The sequence below is a fragment of the Acidovorax sp. M2(2025) genome, assembly GCF_049330835.1.
In the GTDB taxonomy this organism is placed as follows: Bacteria; Pseudomonadota; Gammaproteobacteria; order Burkholderiales; family Burkholderiaceae_C; genus Acidovorax.
Genome location: NZ_CP186262.1, coordinates 1,858,068 through 1,873,122 on the forward strand (window position 1 = coordinate 1,858,068; position 15,055 = coordinate 1,873,122).

Here is a 15,055-nt window from a genome sequence, read left to right on the forward strand (position 1 = left end):
ATGGGGCTTTGCGCATGCACACCTCATGCCTGCGCCGCCGCGGTGACCGCCGTGGCCTCGATTTCCACCAGCATGCCATCGAGCGCAAGCCGCGGCACCGGGATCAGCGTGCACGCCGGTGCCCCGCCATCCGCCCACTGGCTGCGCACTGCATGGCTCAGCTGGGCCAGCCGCTGGCCGGAGTGGTCCACCACCAGCACGGTGAGCTTGGCCACGTCGAGCACGCTGGCGCCCGCCGCTGCCAGCGCCGTGCGCAGGTTGGCAAATGCCTGGTCCAGCTGCTCGCCAAAGTCGGCAGACAGCTCGCCCGCCGCGTTCTCGCCCCCCTGGCCCGCCACAAAAATGGTGCGCGCCGAGGCGGGTGCCACCACCACATGGGTGTAGCCATGGGCCCGCGGGTCGTACAGGCCGGGCGGGTTGATGAAGCGCAGCGCGGCAGCGGCGGGCGCCGCGGGGCGAGGGAGGGGGAAATCGGTAGGCATGGTGCGGATGTTCAAAAGTGGGTGAAGAGGTGATCCCTGTGCCTGCGCCCTTCGTGCAGCAGGCGTGGCGGGCTGAAAGGTTTCGCGGTTAGTATCAAACCTCAAGTGCTATTGAGGTCAAACCCCATGAAGAAAACCCGTGCATCCGCGGCCGGGAATCCCGCCGGGACCGCCATGCCCGCGGCCCGTGTGGTAGCGCGCACGCAGCCCGAACCGTCCGAACCGTCGGAGCTGTCGGTGGGCGAGGTCGCCAGCCGCAGCGGCCTGGCCGTATCGGCCCTGCATTTCTATGAATCGCGGGGGCTCATCGCCAGCGCGCGCAACGCCGGCAACCAGCGCCGCTACCCGCGCTCGGTACTGCGCCGCGTGGCGGTGATCAAGATCGCGCAGCGCATGGGCCTGCCCCTGGCCGCCATTGCCGACGCCCTGCAGGCGCTACCCGCCGGCCGCACCCCCACGGTGGCGGACTGGCGCCGCCTGTCCGCCCGCTGGCGCGACGACCTGGACGAGCGCATCCGCACGCTGACGGCGCTGCGGGACCAGCTCGATGGCTGCATCGGTTGCGGCTGCCTGTCGCTCAAGGTCTGCCCGCTGCGCAACGCGCAGGACACGCTGGCCCAGGAGGGGCCGGGGCCGCATTTTTGAGAGATCGGCCGTTGGCGCGGCGCGCTACGCGTCGGCCTCGCGGCCCGGGTCTTGTTCGTGCCGGGCCCGCACCCGCGTCTCCACCGCCGCGGCAAAGCGCAGCAGCCGCGCGATGTGGTCGGCGGCGCTGCGCGGCAGGGGTGCGCGGGCGTCGCTCTGGCGCTGCGCGTAGGTGTACTGCACCAGGGCAGGGCCGTGCAGCGCGGCCTCCAGGGTGATCTGGTAGGCGCTGTGGGCGTTGTCCTGCGCGTCGCCCGGGGCTTCGGTGCCGTTGTGCCAGCTGAGCTTGTAGGCGCGGCCCCAGGGCTCGCCGTCGTGCATGCAGGGCTGGCGCGCGCCGACCCACACGTCGCATTCCCACCAGCCGTTCTTGGCGCCGTCCCACCAGTCGTTGTAGCGCTCGGTGAAGATGGGCAGGGTGGTGAAGTCCTCGATGCGCTGGGCCGTCAGCTCGGCCAGCAGCCGCTGGTGCAGCGGGTAGCGGGCGCGGTGCTGGCCCACGGCCTTGCGCAGGTAGTCCAGCACGCCGCGCCAGGCGTGGTTGCAGGCCCGCCAGGCCTCGGGCGCCGTGTCGGGGGCCAGGGGCTGCCAGGCGCCGGGCTTGCCGCCGTGGTACGCGCGGTACAGCAGCGCCAGCTGCGCGGTGGTGGGCATTTTGCGGCCGCGTGCGGCGGCGGCCAGGCGGGCCAGCAGGCCGGGGTGCTCGGGTTCGTGCGACACCGACAGGTAGAAGTCCCAGGTCTTCCAGACGGCGATGAACACGTTGTCGTCGCGCGCGTCGCCCTCGGCGTCCACATGCCGCTGGCACAGCAAAAAGTCGGTCTGCCGGAACCAGCCTGCGGCCGTGTGTTCCTTGGGGCCGATCACCGGTGTGCGGACGGCCGCCAGGATGTTGCGCACGCTGATGGCCTCGTCGGCAAACAGGTCCGCCTGCAGCGGCTGGGCGGACTGGATCTCGGCGCTGGTGCGTGTGGCGGACTGGCCGGCGCGCACGGCGGCCACCACGCGGGCGCGGTCGATCAGCGGGCGGATGCCGCTCTCGCCATCCCCGATGCCGTCATGGAACTCGGGCGGGAACACGATGCCCGCGATTTCGCTGCTGAACTCGGCCCGGTGGGGCACGCCGCGCACTTCGTCCATGAGGACTTCCACCTGCTGGGGCCCGGCGACGTCCACGGCGCACTGGCCGGTGAACAGGGCCACGCGGGCCGCGAGCCCGCCGCGCACGCAGAAGGCTCCGCCGGGGCCGTCGCACCACAGCAGGTCGGCCACCTCCAGCGCGCCCTGCACGTACAGCAGCTGGCCGCCGATCACGGCATTGCGCATGCGCGCATCGCCCAGCACGGCGAGGTGCGCAGCGCCGTCGGTGCGGGCGCAGGTGAGTGCGCCGTCGATCTGCAGATGTCCTTCGAACAGGATCAGAAGCGGCTGCGCGTGGTCGGGCGCGTCGCCGGCGCCGTCCTGCCACAGCGCCCGCAGCGGGCTGCCGCTGGCCAGGGGGGCGTCCAGTTCCAGGGCGGGCAGCTGCACATCGCCGGTGATGCACAGCGCCCACCCCTGCGCCAGCGCGGCCGGGCCGGGCGCCAGGTGCTCGGGCAGGCCGCTGTCGGCGGGCCATCGGTGGACCACTTCGGCCAGCGGGCAGAGTCGGGCGGTGGGCATGGTGAAGGGCGAGTTCGGCAGGGCCGGCGGGCATCGTACCGCGAGCCTGCGCCGTTTCGGCTTTGCGCGGACAATGCTGTGCTTGCTTATCAATGCCTTCGCCATGACGCAGAATCCCCCCGCCTTTGAAGTTCTTCCCCGCGACCTGTCGGCGTACCGCCAGGGCAATGTCGGCATCGACTACGTGCACCGTTTCGAGTCCGGCAAGCCGGGCCCGCATGTGCTCATCAATGCGCTGACCCATGGCAACGAAATCTGCGGCATGGTGGCGGCCACGCACCTGCTGGACACCGGCGTGCGGCCGCTGGTGGGCACGCTGACCATCAGCTTCGCCAACGTGGCGGCCTACGAGTCGTTTGACCCGGCCCGTCCCTTCGAAAGCCGGCAGCTGGTGCACAACCTCAACCGCATCTGGTCGGCTGCCGAGCTGGACGGCAGCGCGCACAGCCCCGAGCTGGCGCGGGCCCGCGCGCTGCGCCCGGTGGTGGCCGCGGCAGACCACATCCTCGACATCCATTCCACCAGCCAGGACGTGGAGCCCTTCTGGGTCTACCCCGCGCACCCCCGCAACATGCAGGCGGCGATGGCCCTGGGCCGCCCGCCGGTGCACCTGCTGATGCCCAGCGGGCTGGGCTCGGGCACGCCGCTCATCCAGCACGGGCGCCATGGCCTGGCTGAGGGGCAGGGGGTGGCGCTGGTGGTGGAGTGCGGCCAGCACTTCCGCCAGTCTGCGGCGGACATGGCCACGGCGGTGGCGCTGGATTTCCTCGCCCATTTCGGGCTGGTGGAGCCGGCCGCAGACCGCCCTGCGCCCGCCGCGCAGCGCCGCTACGAGCTGCTGGAGACCTGCATGGTGCGCACGGCGGACTTCCGCTTCACCCGGCCCGTGCGGGGCTTCGAGGTGTTTGCGCAGGGCGAGCTCATTGCCACCGACGGCCCGCACGAGATTCGCGCCCTGTGCGACCGCTGCACCATTCTCATGCCCACGCGCGAGCCCATCGTGGGCCGCGAAGCGGTGTACCTGACGCGGCCGCTGGACTGAGACCGTCAGACAGGCGTTGGGGGCGCGTCAGAACGACGAGCCCGGCTGTGCCAGAAAGGCCCGCTCCTCGTCGGTGGAGCTGCGGCCCAGCACCGCGTTGCGGTGCGGGTAGCGGCCAAAGCGCACCAGGATGTCGCGGTGGCGCAGCTCGAAGGACAGGTTGTTCTCCAGGCCCGGCTGGTTGAACAGGGCCAGGGCCGCCTCGTGGATGGCGAGCGATTCGCTGTGCATGTAGGGCATGTACGCAAACGCCCGCTGCGCCGGGGGCAGGGCCCGGTCGTGCTGCCCCGCCACCAGCTCCTGCGCCAAGGCCAGGGCCAGCGCGTCCTGCGCGAACGCCCGGGGCGTGCCGCGGTGGATGTTGCGGGAGAACTGGTCCAGCACCAGGATTTCGGCCAGCCGCCCCTGCGGCGTGGCGCGCCAGGGCCACAGCTCGCAGCGGCAGGCGGCCTTCCAGGTGGGGCCGAACCGCGTGCGCAGGGTCTCGTCCAGCGCAGCGTCCACCGCGAAGTGCTGGGCGGGGCGGAGTTCTTCAAACCAGAAGTGGAGGATGTCGTCGGCGTGCATGCGGGTGGTTGAAAAACGGCTCTAGCTACCGCTGGACGGGCGCAAGCAGCTATCACTACTATAGCAAAAGGCCCACCGAAGGCCGGGGGCCTTACCGGTCCATCCGGATCTTTCCTTCGCGGACGTACTGGTCGAACTGGTCGTGCGGAATGGCGGCAGAGCCTGCGGCGTCATTGTCCGCCGTCCAGCTGAGCGTGGTGCTGTCCTTGGCGGGCGTGATCTCCACCGGTCCTTGCGGAATGGCGATGGGGGCGCCGTCGCCGGGCGTATAGGTTACCTTGCCGGTGATGGTGGCGTGCTGGGTCATGGAAGGGCTCCTGGGCGGCCGGGCCGCTGTGGTTCGGATGTCCCCATTGGACGGGCTGCGTGTGCGGCCCGCTGTCAGACCGGGCCGCAGCCGCCGGCGGGCGATCTTCCCCTGGGAGCCCGCGAACACACGTGATCAGGGCGGCAGCACGGCCTGTGCCCGTTCCTGCCGCACCAGGTAGAGCCCGCTGCCGATGATGATGGCGCCGCCCAGCAGCGTGGCGTAGCCGGGGACGGACTGCCACAGCACCCAGTCCAGGCCCATGCCCCAGGCCAGGGCGGTGTACTCAAACGGCGCGACCACCGAGGCCTGGCCGTGGCGGAAGGCCTCCGTGATCGCCAGTTGCCCCAGGAAGCCGGTGAACGCCAGGCCCGCCACCAGATGCCAGTGCGCCTGCTGCACGGGCTGCCAGCGGGGCCAGGCCAATGCCAGCGCACCCACGGCCAGCAGCGTGGTGGTCCAGAAGACCAGGCTGGCGCTGGAGTCGGTGCGCGTGAGCACGCGCCCGGTGATGGCGGAGATGGCGTAGCAGCTGGCGGCCGACAGCACGGCCAGGGCGCCCAGCGTGAAAAAGGCGTCCTGGCTCGGGCGCAAGGCCACGAGGACGCCCGCCATGCCCAGCACGATGGCGATCCAGTGCGCGCGCCGCACCTTTTCCTGCAGCACCACGGTCGAGAGGGCCGTGATGAGCAGCGGCGCGATGAAGAACAGCGTGTACGCCTCCGCCAGGTCCAGCTCCCGCAGGGCCCAGGTGAACAGCGCCAGCATGCCCACGTTGAGCACGCCCCGCAGCAGTTGCAGGGGCCAGCGCACCTTGAGCAGCCCGCCGGTTTCCCGCCGCCACAGCACGTACAGCGCCACCAGCGGCAGCGCGCCCCAGCCGCGCAGCGCGGCCACCTGCATCGCGGGGTAGCTGCCCGACAGGGTCTTGAGCAGCGCGTCCATCAGCGAAAAGCACCCCACGGCCGCGACCATCGCCAGGATGCCGCGCAGGTTGCCCGAGACGGCGGCCGTCATGGCGTGCCCTGCGCCGTGCGGCGGACGGCGCACAGCCCTGCTGCAGGGCCGGACAAAGCCTGGTGCGGTACGAAAAGGCGTGGCATGGAGTGGGGTGTGCGCAGGTACTGGCAGCGCGGCCAGTGCCCGGGTGGGTGAAGGTGAAAAAGTGTAGCCCAGCCTGCGGGACGCGCGCCCGCTGGCGGTTTCAGCCCGGCTTGCGGGCGGGCCTTTCGCAGTCGGCGGAGGCCGGGTTGGCGGCAGCGTCTGCCGGAGGGCTGGCCGGGGCTTCTTCGGGTTCCGGCGCCAGCCGGTCCTGCAGGGCGGGAATCGCCCACAGCACCGCCAGCGCCAGCAGGGTGCTGAGCACGGCGGTGACCTCGCGGCCCAGCCCGGCCGCCACACCGATGGCGGCGGTCAGCCAGATGCCGGCCGCGGTGGTCAGGCCCTTCACGCGGTGCTCGGCGTCGCCCTTGAGAATGGTGCCCGCCCCCAGAAACCCCACGCCCGCGATCACGCCCTGCAGCACGCGGCTGTTGTCCGCCGGCTGCATGCCGGCCTGCTGCGCCACCAGCACGAACAAGGCTGCCCCCATGGCCACCAGCATGTGCGTGCGCACGCCGGCGGCCTTGCCCGCGTGTTCGCGTTCCCAGCCCAGCAGGCCGCCCAGCAAGGCGGCCACGGCCAGCCGCACCACGATGCGGGTGGCCTGGGCGGCGTCCGACACGTCGGCAAACTCGGCGGCGGCAGCGTCGGCAATTTGCCGCCACAGATCAGCCATGGGGGGGCACCTTGCGCGCCGGGGGGCTGCGGCGGGGCCCCGGCAGGGCAGCGCCGCAGGGGCGTGGGATGGGAGGGCAAGCGGGAGGGCAAACAACCATGGGCATGGGGCAGGGCGGAGCTGGGGGCAGTGCGCGGCGCGGTGGCGCCGCTCGGCCTGCCACTGTGCGGCGCGGGGCGTGGGGCGTACAGCAGCGGGCGCCGTGGGTGCGGGTAGGACGCCGCCGACGCGTGCGCTTGCGCAAGGGGCTTGCGTTGGCCGAGGCCGCGTGCCAGGATGGTCCGCAGAAGGCACCGCGTCGTGGTCCGGCCGTCCACCGCTGTTGTGCCCGTCCGAAGGGAGTCCGCCATGGCTGCGCAACGCATTCTTCTGATCCAGGGCCATCCGGATTCCGCCGCGCCCCACCTGTGCCATGCACTGGCGCAGGCGTATGCCGAGGGCGCCGCCGCGGCGGGGCACGAAGTGCGCGAGGTGGATGTGGCGCGCATCGACTTCGCGCTGTTGCGCAGCCAGCACGAATGGGAGCTGGGCCCGCTGCCCGCCTCGCTGCGCCCTGCGCAGGAGTCGATCCGCTGGGCGCAGCACATCGTGCTGTTTTTCCCGCTGTGGATGGGCGACATGCCCGCGCTGCTCAAGGGCTTCCTGGAGCAGGTGGCGCGGCCGGGGTTCGCCTTCAATGCCGAAGGCAACAACCCGTTCGGCCGCAAGGGCCTGACCGGGCGCAGCGCCCGCGTCGTGGTCACCATGGGCATGCCGGCGCTGGTGTACCGCTGGTACTTCCGTGCCCACAGCGTGAGGTCGCTGGAGCGCAACATCCTGGGCTTTGTGGGCATCGCCCCGGTGCAGGAGACCCTGGTGGGCAGCGTGGAGCTGCTGGGCGATGCCGGCGTGGCCAAGTGGCGGACCCGAATGCGCACCCTGGGGGCCAAGGCGGGCTGACGCGGGCGGTGGCGCTGCGCAGCGGCGTGCGGCCGGGCAGGCCGGCTCAGGCTTGCCAGGGCAGCATTGCCAGCAGGCGCTGCCAGTCTGCAGCCGGGGCTGGCGCAGGGTCGCGGCCGGCCAGGCCCGCGGGCGCCGCAGGCCAGTCCAGCCCGCTCTCAATCACCACCGCGGCGCCGGTGGCCGGGTGCGGCACCGTCAGCTGCCAGGCGTGCAGCCACAGCCGCTGCAGCCCCAGCCGTTCGGCCCACCAGCGGTTGAGCGGCCCCTTGCCGTGCGTGGCGTCCCCGATGATCGGGTGGGCCAGGTGCTTGAGGTGCCGGCGGATCTGGTGGCGCCGGCCCGTGGTGGGCTCGGCCAGCACCAGCGAGGCACGGGTGGTGGCAAAGCGCCCGTCGCTGGGCTCGGGCAGCGAGAGCCGCGCCAGGCGGCGAAAGCGGGTGTGGGCGTCTTGCACGGGCGCATCGGCGGGCGCGTCGTCCGGCTTGAGCGCATGGTCCACCTCGGCCGCCTCGGGCGCCCAGCCGCGCACCAGGGCCAGGTAGCGCTTGTGCGTGGCGCCCTGCTCAAACGCCTGCGACAGCGCCCGCGCCGCGTCGCTGTGCAGCGCCATCACCAGCACGCCGCAGGTGCCCTTGTCGAGCCGGTGCACGGGGTACACGTGCCGGCCCAGCTGGTCGCGCAGCGTCTGCATCACAAAGCGCGTTTCGCCCGCATCGAGCCCCGTGCGGTGCACCAGCCACCCGGCAGGCTTGTAGACGGCGACCAGGTGCTCGTCGCGCCAGAGAATGGGAAGCTGCTGCGGGGTGGTGGGCATAGGGAAGGCGCGGATTGTGCCGCAGTCGGCATTGCCTACACTGCCGCGGTACCAGGAGCGCGGGGCTCCGGCGGAGGACTCAAGGATGTCGGCAGGTGACTGGAAGGACATGTACGCCGCCGCGGTAGCGGGCGACCTGGCGCTGGTGCGCCACCACATCAGCGCGGGCGTCAACCCCAACTACCAGCACTCCGAGATTCTGTGCACCCCGCTGGTGGCAGCCCTGGTCCACGGCCATGCGGACATTGCCCACTACCTGCTGGCGCACGGAGCCGATCCGCAGCTGCGCTCGGATTTTGACGACCTCACTCCGCTTGAAGCCGCGCTCCGCCACGGCCGCACCGAGTTCGTGGCCCTGCTGCAGGCCCGGGGCGCGCATGAGGTGCGCAAGCCGTTCTGGTGGCGCTGGCTGCCCGTTTGAGTCCTTTCGCGCCTGCCGGCGGAAAGGCCGCCCGGCGACAATCGGGGGGCATGACGAAAAAAACCATCCTCCCCCTGCAATTGCTGGTGGCGCCCGATCAGGCCGACCCCGCGCCCCTCATCCTCTACCACGGCCGCAACTGCCCCGACGGCTTTGGCGCCGCGCTGGCTGCGTGGCTGTACTACGGCGACCGGGCCGAGTACGTGGGCCTGGACCACGGCGACGTGGCGACCATCGACGACCTGCCGCCGGTGCAGGGCCGGGCGGTGTACATCCTTGATTTCTCCTTTGCCAACGAGGTCATGGCTGCCCTCGACGAGCGCGCGGCCAAGCTCGTGATGCTGGACCACCACAAGAGCGCCGCCGAAAAGCTCACCGGCTTTGCCTGCCGCTGCGGGGTGGTGCACTTCGACATGGGCAAGTCGGGCGCCCGCCTGGCCTGGGAGTTCTTCCACCCCCACGAGCCCGTGCCCGCGCTGCTGCAGTACGTGGAAGACCGCGACATCTGGAAGTGGGAGTTTGCCGAGAGCGCGGCCTTCCTCTCGGCACTGGACATGGAGGCGCAAGGCTTCGAACGCTGGCGCGAGATCGCCGGCTTCACGCCCGAGCAGTTGCAGCAGTTCATGGCGCGCGGCGCGGCCATGGACGAGAAGTTCCGCAAGCTGGCGGCCGACATTGCCGAGGGCGCGCAGCCGCTGGTGTTCAACGGCGTCGCGGGGCTGATGGTGAACGCGCCCGGCATGTTCCACAGCCTGGTGGGCGACATCCTGTCGGCCAAGACCGGCACCTTCGGGCTGATGTGGAGCGCGGGCGACAAGGGCGTGAAGGCGGGCCTGCGCTCGCAGCGCAACTTCGACTGCATCGCCCTGGCCGAAAGCATGGGCGGCGGCGGCCACGCGCAGGCCTGCGGGTTCAAGATGAAGGTGGAGCGGCTGGCGGAGCTGCTGACGGGGACCTTCAACGCCTGATTCCGAGACGGATTTTGATAAAAATGGCCTCTAGCGCTTGTTGGATAAGCGCTGGCAGCTATTAAAAAGATAGTTGCGGCTCGGTGGATGGGTGGCTAGACCAGCCGCAGGTCCGCCGCCTTGGCCCCCGGAAACACCCGCGCCACGGCGGCAGCGTTGAGCCCATACATCCGCGCGAACAACCCGCCCAGCACGCTGCGGTAGTCGTTGAGCACCGGGTAGTCGCGGTTCTGGAACAGCGTGCTGGCCGTGAGCGCCTGCTGCTCGCCCACGACGCGGCCCCCGGCGATGCCGCCGCCCATCACCCAGAACACCGTGCCGTGGCCGTGGTCCGTGCCCCGGTTGCCGTTTTCGCGGAAGGTGCGGCCGAACTCGCTCACCACCACCACCACGGTGGACTTCCAGGCCGGCCCCATCTCGTCGGCAAAGCCGGCCAGGCCCCGGCCCAGTTCGCCCAGGCGGTTGGCCAGCGCGCCCGTGGCGGCGCCCTGGCCCACATGGGTGTCCCAGCCACCCACGTCCACAAAGCCCAGCTGGTAGCGCGACTGCATCAGGCGCGCCATGCGCCGGGCTGTGCCTTCAAAGCCCTTGGTGGAAAGCGCGTTGCGGCTGGCCGCCTCCATCTCGCCCTGCATGGTGCGCGCCACCTCCTCGCGCGTGGCAAAGCCCTCGGCCACCGGCGCGGCCAGCGGCGTGCCCTGGTACATGGATTCGATCAGCCGGGCCTGCCGCGCATCCACGCCGCCGCGGCCCGCCGCCGCGCCCAGCAGCGTGTTGGGCACCTCCACCGCGCCGCGCAGCACCAGGGGCAGCGTGCTGGTGAAGGCGATGGGCTGCACCTGCGCTGCGCCCGCCTCCGCACGGCCCAGCTCGGCCACCAGCCGGTTCAGGAAGCCCGACCGGTAGTCGCGCCGCCCGCCCAGCGGCTGGCCCAGCTCCATGCTGTCCTGCGTGTCGAAGTGGCTGCGCGAGAGGTCGTCCGTGCCGGCAAAGGGCACGAAGGCCAGCTGGCCCTTCTGGTACAGCGGCAGCAGCGAGTCCGCCAGCACCGGGTGCAGCCCCCAGTCAGCCGTGAGCGGCAGCGCGCCGCCGTCCTGCCCCGGCCGGGCGATGGCGATGTTGGGGCGCGTCTCGTAGTAGTAGCTGCTGGCCGTGGGCACCAGCAGGCTGGCGCAGTCGTAGCCGCCGCGCAGGAAGACCAGCAGAAAGCGGGCCTCCTGCTGGCGCGGGGCGGCCAGCAGGCCGGCGCCGTGAACGCCCAGTGCGCTGGCGGCCAGGGCCTGGAGAAGGTGTCGTCTACAAAGCATGGGGTTGTCCTTTCAATCGCGCCCGAACGCTTCATCGGCTGCTGCGCAGGCGCGTGCGCGGCCAAAGCCATGGCAGCCGTGCAAGGGCCGCCCCGCCGCACGGGCTGCGTCCCCCTTCCCGAGGGGCGAAGCCGTTCGAGAGAAGGGGGCTGAGGGCCGCGGCTCCAAGCCTGCCTGCGCAGGCTTGGACGGTCCCGAAGAGCTGTCGCCTCTGGCGACCAGCACCGAGCGGCAGCGACTCAGGGGGATGTCCTCCATCTCTTTTCTTCATCCATGCATGAACTCGGGGGAGGCGAGGAACAGCAGGTTCCATTCGCGCGGCGATGCCGCCTGGGCCAGCGCGCTGCGCGTGGCCGCGGACCAGGTGGGCTCCAGCGCACGCACGTAGGCGCTTTGCGCCAAGGCCGGCGGGGTGCGCCGCGGTGGTGCCGCGTCGCCATCGGCCCGGTCATCGCGCGCCGCAGGGCTCTCGGCGGTGCTGGCGGCGTCCGCGGCGCCAGCACCCAGCGCCCGCGCCACTTCAAAGCGCGTGGCCATCTGCCCCGAGCCCGACCAGGCCGTGGACTCCAGCGGATAGCCGTCGGGCGTGGCGCGGCCGTACAGCGGCTCGGCCAGGCGCTGCAGCCAGCCCAGCGCGGGCTCGGCGCGGGGCAGCGCTGCGTCCCCCTGGGCCAGCCGCAGGCCGGCCAGCACATAGTGCACCGGGTCGCGCAGGCGCCGGCCCAGCGATGCACGGAACGCCGGCGCATCGAACAGCGCCTGCAGCACGGCGGCGATGTCGCCATCGCTGCGCTCGAAGGTGCGGGCCAGGGTCTGCAGCAGCTCCGGCGGCGGCGCGTCGCCCACCAGAAAGAGGGCCATCTTGCGCGTCACAAAGCGTGCCGTGGCAGGGGCACGGGCCAGCCGGTCCAGCGCCTCGTCCACCTCGGCCAGGCCTTGGGCACGCAAGGGCTGGCCCAGCAGTGTCTTGGGTTCCCAGTCATGGCGCGCAGGATTGAACTCGAACAGGCCCTCGCGCACGGAGTGGCGGCGCAGCGCGGGCGGCATGCGCGGCGCATCGCCCGCCGGGCGCAGCGACACGCCCACGCCCGTCAGCACGCGGGCCAGCTCCTGCACGTCCTGCTGGCTGTAGCCGCCGTCCACGCCCAGCGTGTGCAGCTCCATCAGCTCGCGTGCGTAGTTTTCGTTGATGCGGCCGGCGGCGTTCTGGGCGTTGTCCAGGTAGCGCAGCATGGCCGGGTGGCGCACCGTGGCGCCCAGCAAATCGCGGAACCGCCCGAGCGCATGGGGGCGGATGGCGCGGTCCTCGTAGTCGCCCACCAGCGCCCGCAGGCCGCCCTTGCCGCCAAAGACGCTGAAGTGGTTCATCCAGAACCAGGTCATCTTCTCGCGCAGCTGGGTGGGCGAAGCCACCGCGCGCAGCACGAAGCGCTCGGCGGCCTCCTGCTGCAGCGCGTGCATGTCCTGCTGCCAGGCCTTGAGCGCAGCCTTGCGCTCGTCTTCGGTGGGCAAAGCCTTGGCGGCGCGGTTGCGAGCCTCCATCTCGCGGGCCAGGGCCTCGGCCGGCACCTGGGTGATGGTCATGGCGTCGATGCGGGCCTGCGCCGCGCGCGGCAGCGCCGCAGCCGGGGGCGGGCGCAGCTGGGCTGCCAGGTAGGCGGCTGCGCCCTGCGGTGCCAGGGCCTGCGCGCCCTGGGCGGTGCAGCCCCAGGTCACGCGGTCCAGCAAGCGGGTGAGGGTGGGTTCGTCAGCCGTGGCCCAGGTGCCTGCGGGCGCTGCGGCGCGGGCCAGGCTCCAGGGGCCGGCCAGCACGGCGCCCAGGGCGCCCGACAGCAAGGTGCGGCGGCGAAGCAAGGGTGGCAGCGAGCCGCAGGGAGCCAGAAAGCGGGACATGTGCGCGGTGCCAACAGGCGGCAGAAGGTGGAGGGGCGCATGGTGCGCCACGCCACTGCGCCGCGCAAGCCCGGGCGGCGGGTTTTACCTGCCGGAAACACAGGCCCGCGAGGATGTATCGGCCGGTATCCGGCGGGTGGTCAGTGGGCGGGCGCCGCTTCCTCGAACCGGTCCACGGTGCGCAAGGTCTTGAAGACCACCATCCAGCCGCCCACCACGCCCAGGGTGCACAGGCCGCCAGCGATGGCCGCGGGCACCACGCCCAGCCAGGAGGCGCTGGTGCCGGCGCGGAACTCGCCCAGCTCGTTGGACGAGCCGATGAACAGCATGTTCACCGCGTTCACGCGCCCGCGCATCGAGTCCGGCGTGGAGAACTGCACCAGCGCGCCCCGGATGTACACGCTCACCATGTCGGCCGCGCCCGCCACGGCCAGCGCCGCGAACGACACCCAGAACCAGTGCGACAGCGCAAACACCAGGTTGGCCACGCCGAACACCGCCACCGCGATGAACATGGTCTGGCCCACGCGGCGGTTGAAGGGCCGCAGGCTCAGGTACAGCCCCGCGCTCACCTCGCCCACCGCCATGGCGCTGCGCAGCGCCCCCAGCCCGGCCGGGCCGACGTGCAGCACCTCCTGCGCATAGATGGGCAGCAGGGCCACCACGCCGCCCAGCAGCACGGCAAACAGGTCCAGCGAGATGGTGCCCAGGATGATGGGCCGCGAGCGGATGAACGCGATGCCGGCGCCAAAGCGCTCCCACATCGTGCCCTGCGCAGGCGCTGGCGCCGTCGCGTAGGCCACCGGAACCCGCAGCATCAGCGCCACCCCCAGCGCAAAGCAGGCGCAGCACACCGTGTAGGTCAGCTTGCCGCCCCCCAGCGCATACAGCAGGCCGCCCAGCAGCGGCCCGCCAATGCTGGCCACCCGCATGAGCATGCTGTTGGCCGCAATGGCCTGCGCGAGCTGGCTGCGCGGCACCACCTGCGGCAGCAGGCTTTGCATGGCGGGGCCCGAGAACGCGCGCGAGCAGCCGTACAGCACCAGCACCGCATAGATGCCGGCCACGCCGCCCGTACCGTGGCCCGACAGCCACCACAGCAGCGCACTGCACACCCCGCCCACGGCCCAGCTGGCGGCAAGGATGCGCTTGCGCGCGAACCGGTCGATGAGATCGCCCGCCGGCAGCAGCAGGCACAGCATGGGCAGGAACTGCGCCAGGCCCACATAGGCCAGCGCCAGCGGCTGGCGCGTGAGGTCGTACACCTGCCAGGCCACTACCACCGCCTGCACCTGGGTGGCCACCACGGCCACCACCCGGGCGACCAGAAAGGCGACGAAGCCGGCATGGCGGTAGACGCTGGCGGGGGCGGTGTCCTCGGCGGCGGCCGCCAGGCTGGGTTGGGGAGACGTCATGAAGTCGGGAGGGCGAGCGAAGCAGGAGGAGGCCGGCGGCCCTGGCGGCGCAGGCGCTGCCGGGGTGGAGCAGTGCGGAGGTTTAGCAGGAGACCCAGGATGCTAGCGCCAGTGCGCCGGGCGCGCTGCGGTTGGGCGGCATGCCCTGGCCTGCCGGACTGCCCGCTCAGCGCGGGCGGTACGGATGCCGGTGCCGGTAGTCCCACGGCGCCAGCGGCCGCCGCTGCGACCACAGGCCCACGCCGCTGCCGCGTGCCCGCTGCTGCAGCGGTCCCAGGTGCGGGTATGCCTCGGCATAGGGGGTGTACACCCACGCAAGCCCCGCGCGCACCTGGGCGCTGGCCACGTCGGTGCCGCCGCAGCGCACATCGGCCACGGTGCGGCCGTAGCTGTCCTGCTCCCGCGGCTGCAGCGTGGCCTGCTGGCGAAAGCACAGGCGCGCCAGGTTCTGGCGCGACTTCTGGCCAAAGGCCTGGCGCGATTCGGGCGCGTCAATGGCCGCCACGCGCACCTTGACCTGGCGGTAGGCGCCGCTGGCCCCGCAGCGGGCGGTGAGCGTGTCGCCGTCGCTGATGGCGACCACCAGGCAGACAAGGGCGGCAAGGGGCATGGGCTTGGGGGGCTGGCTGGGCAGCCGGTGAAAAAGGTCACCAGCGCAGTATTCAAGGCGCGGGCAGCTATCAATAGTATAGCTACTGGCGGCAACAAAACCGACCGGCGTCCGCACCGGGGCCTGGGGTCATTCACACCTGCTGACATTGCGATGCCGCGGGGTGGGGCGATACTTGGCGGGCTGGTGGAACTGTGGCGCGC

At 71.8% G+C, this 15,055-nt stretch carries 16 protein-coding genes; 5 read left to right on the forward strand and 11 right to left on the reverse strand.

Features of this window, described 5'->3' with window-relative positions; all coding sequences use genetic code 11:
• Nucleotides 1-23: 23 nt before the first annotated feature.
• Entirely contained in the window at nucleotides 24-482 is a 459-nt protein-coding gene (locus tag ACOYR3_RS08505) for a RidA family protein (protein ID WP_422846014.1), read from the reverse strand.
• Nucleotides 483-656: 174 nt separating this feature from the next.
• Here ACOYR3_RS08505 and soxR point away from each other — a divergent pair, with 174 nt between their 5' ends.
• Nucleotides 657-1,127, forward strand: a complete 471-nt coding sequence (gene soxR, locus ACOYR3_RS08510; protein ID WP_422846553.1) for a redox-sensitive transcriptional activator SoxR — start codon at nucleotides 657-659, stop codon at nucleotides 1,125-1,127.
• A gap of 24 nt (nucleotides 1,128-1,151) precedes the next feature.
• Here soxR and ACOYR3_RS08515 read toward each other — a convergent pair whose 3' ends face one another.
• Nucleotides 1,152-2,789 carry a hypothetical protein gene (locus ACOYR3_RS08515; protein ID WP_422846015.1) on the reverse strand — a complete coding sequence of 546 codons (1,638 nt, stop codon included), beginning with the start codon at nucleotides 2,787-2,789 and terminating at the stop codon, nucleotides 1,152-1,154.
• A 103-nt stretch (nucleotides 2,790-2,892) separates the two neighbouring features.
• Between ACOYR3_RS08515 and ACOYR3_RS08520 the strand changes: the two genes are divergently transcribed.
• The gene (locus ACOYR3_RS08520) at nucleotides 2,893-3,831 is read left to right on the forward strand and encodes a succinylglutamate desuccinylase (protein ID WP_422846016.1); all 939 of its coding nucleotides are present in this window, start codon (nucleotides 2,893-2,895) and stop codon (nucleotides 3,829-3,831) included.
• 27 nt (nucleotides 3,832-3,858) lie between these two features.
• Here ACOYR3_RS08520 and ACOYR3_RS08525 read toward each other — a convergent pair whose 3' ends face one another.
• The 4 genes from ACOYR3_RS08525 to ACOYR3_RS08540 form a co-directional block, all read right to left on the reverse strand.
• On the reverse strand, nucleotides 3,859-4,398 hold the full coding sequence (locus tag ACOYR3_RS08525; protein ID WP_422846017.1) for a DUF924 family protein: 540 nt from the start codon (nucleotides 4,396-4,398) through the stop codon (nucleotides 3,859-3,861).
• Nucleotides 4,399-4,489: 91 nt separating this feature from the next.
• Nucleotides 4,490-4,705, reverse strand: a complete 216-nt coding sequence (locus ACOYR3_RS08530) for a hypothetical protein (protein WP_291488429.1) — start codon at nucleotides 4,703-4,705, stop codon at nucleotides 4,490-4,492.
• Between the two features lie 135 nt (nucleotides 4,706-4,840).
• Complete coding sequence (locus tag ACOYR3_RS08535) at nucleotides 4,841-5,722, reverse strand: DMT family transporter (RefSeq protein ID WP_422846018.1); 882 nt, start codon at nucleotides 5,720-5,722, stop codon at nucleotides 4,841-4,843.
• Between the two features lie 187 nt (nucleotides 5,723-5,909).
• Nucleotides 5,910-6,482, reverse strand: a complete 573-nt coding sequence (locus ACOYR3_RS08540; protein WP_422846019.1) for an MgtC/SapB family protein — start codon at nucleotides 6,480-6,482, stop codon at nucleotides 5,910-5,912.
• Nucleotides 6,483-6,830: 348 nt separating this feature from the next.
• Here ACOYR3_RS08540 and ACOYR3_RS08545 point away from each other — a divergent pair, with 348 nt between their 5' ends.
• On the forward strand, nucleotides 6,831-7,421 hold the full coding sequence (locus ACOYR3_RS08545) for an NAD(P)H-dependent oxidoreductase (RefSeq protein WP_422846020.1): 591 nt from the start codon (nucleotides 6,831-6,833) through the stop codon (nucleotides 7,419-7,421).
• Between the two features lie 46 nt (nucleotides 7,422-7,467).
• Here the strand turns inward: ACOYR3_RS08545 and ACOYR3_RS08550 are convergent, their stop codons facing one another.
• Nucleotides 7,468-8,238: a pseudouridine synthase gene (locus tag ACOYR3_RS08550; protein ID WP_422846021.1), complete on the reverse strand. Its 771-nt coding sequence runs from the start codon at nucleotides 8,236-8,238 to the stop codon at nucleotides 7,468-7,470.
• Nucleotides 8,239-8,323: 85 nt separating this feature from the next.
• Here ACOYR3_RS08550 and ACOYR3_RS08555 point away from each other — a divergent pair, with 85 nt between their 5' ends.
• Nucleotides 8,324-8,659 (forward strand): ankyrin repeat domain-containing protein, encoded by a 336-nt coding sequence (locus ACOYR3_RS08555; RefSeq protein WP_422846022.1) that lies wholly within the window; start codon nucleotides 8,324-8,326, stop codon nucleotides 8,657-8,659.
• Between the two features lie 50 nt (nucleotides 8,660-8,709).
• Nucleotides 8,710-9,627, forward strand: coding sequence for a DHH family phosphoesterase (locus tag ACOYR3_RS08560; RefSeq protein WP_422846023.1), 918 nt, complete (start codon nucleotides 8,710-8,712; stop codon nucleotides 9,625-9,627).
• A 95-nt stretch (nucleotides 9,628-9,722) separates the two neighbouring features.
• Here ACOYR3_RS08560 and ACOYR3_RS08565 read toward each other — a convergent pair whose 3' ends face one another.
• From ACOYR3_RS08565 to ACOYR3_RS08580, 4 genes are all read right to left on the reverse strand, one after another.
• Nucleotides 9,723-10,934 (reverse strand): DUF1501 domain-containing protein, encoded by a 1,212-nt coding sequence (locus tag ACOYR3_RS08565; RefSeq protein ID WP_422846024.1) that lies wholly within the window; start codon nucleotides 10,932-10,934, stop codon nucleotides 9,723-9,725.
• 267 nt (nucleotides 10,935-11,201) lie between these two features.
• Nucleotides 11,202-12,827 (reverse strand): DUF1800 domain-containing protein, encoded by a 1,626-nt coding sequence (locus ACOYR3_RS08570; protein WP_422846025.1) that lies wholly within the window; start codon nucleotides 12,825-12,827, stop codon nucleotides 11,202-11,204.
• Between the two features lie 140 nt (nucleotides 12,828-12,967).
• On the reverse strand, nucleotides 12,968-14,242 hold the full coding sequence (locus ACOYR3_RS08575) for an MFS transporter (RefSeq protein WP_422846026.1): 1,275 nt from the start codon (nucleotides 14,240-14,242) through the stop codon (nucleotides 12,968-12,970).
• Between the two features lie 166 nt (nucleotides 14,243-14,408).
• Nucleotides 14,409-14,852, reverse strand: a complete 444-nt coding sequence (locus ACOYR3_RS08580) for a thermonuclease family protein (RefSeq protein ID WP_422846027.1) — start codon at nucleotides 14,850-14,852, stop codon at nucleotides 14,409-14,411.
• Between the last annotated feature and the right edge of the window lie 203 nt (nucleotides 14,853-15,055).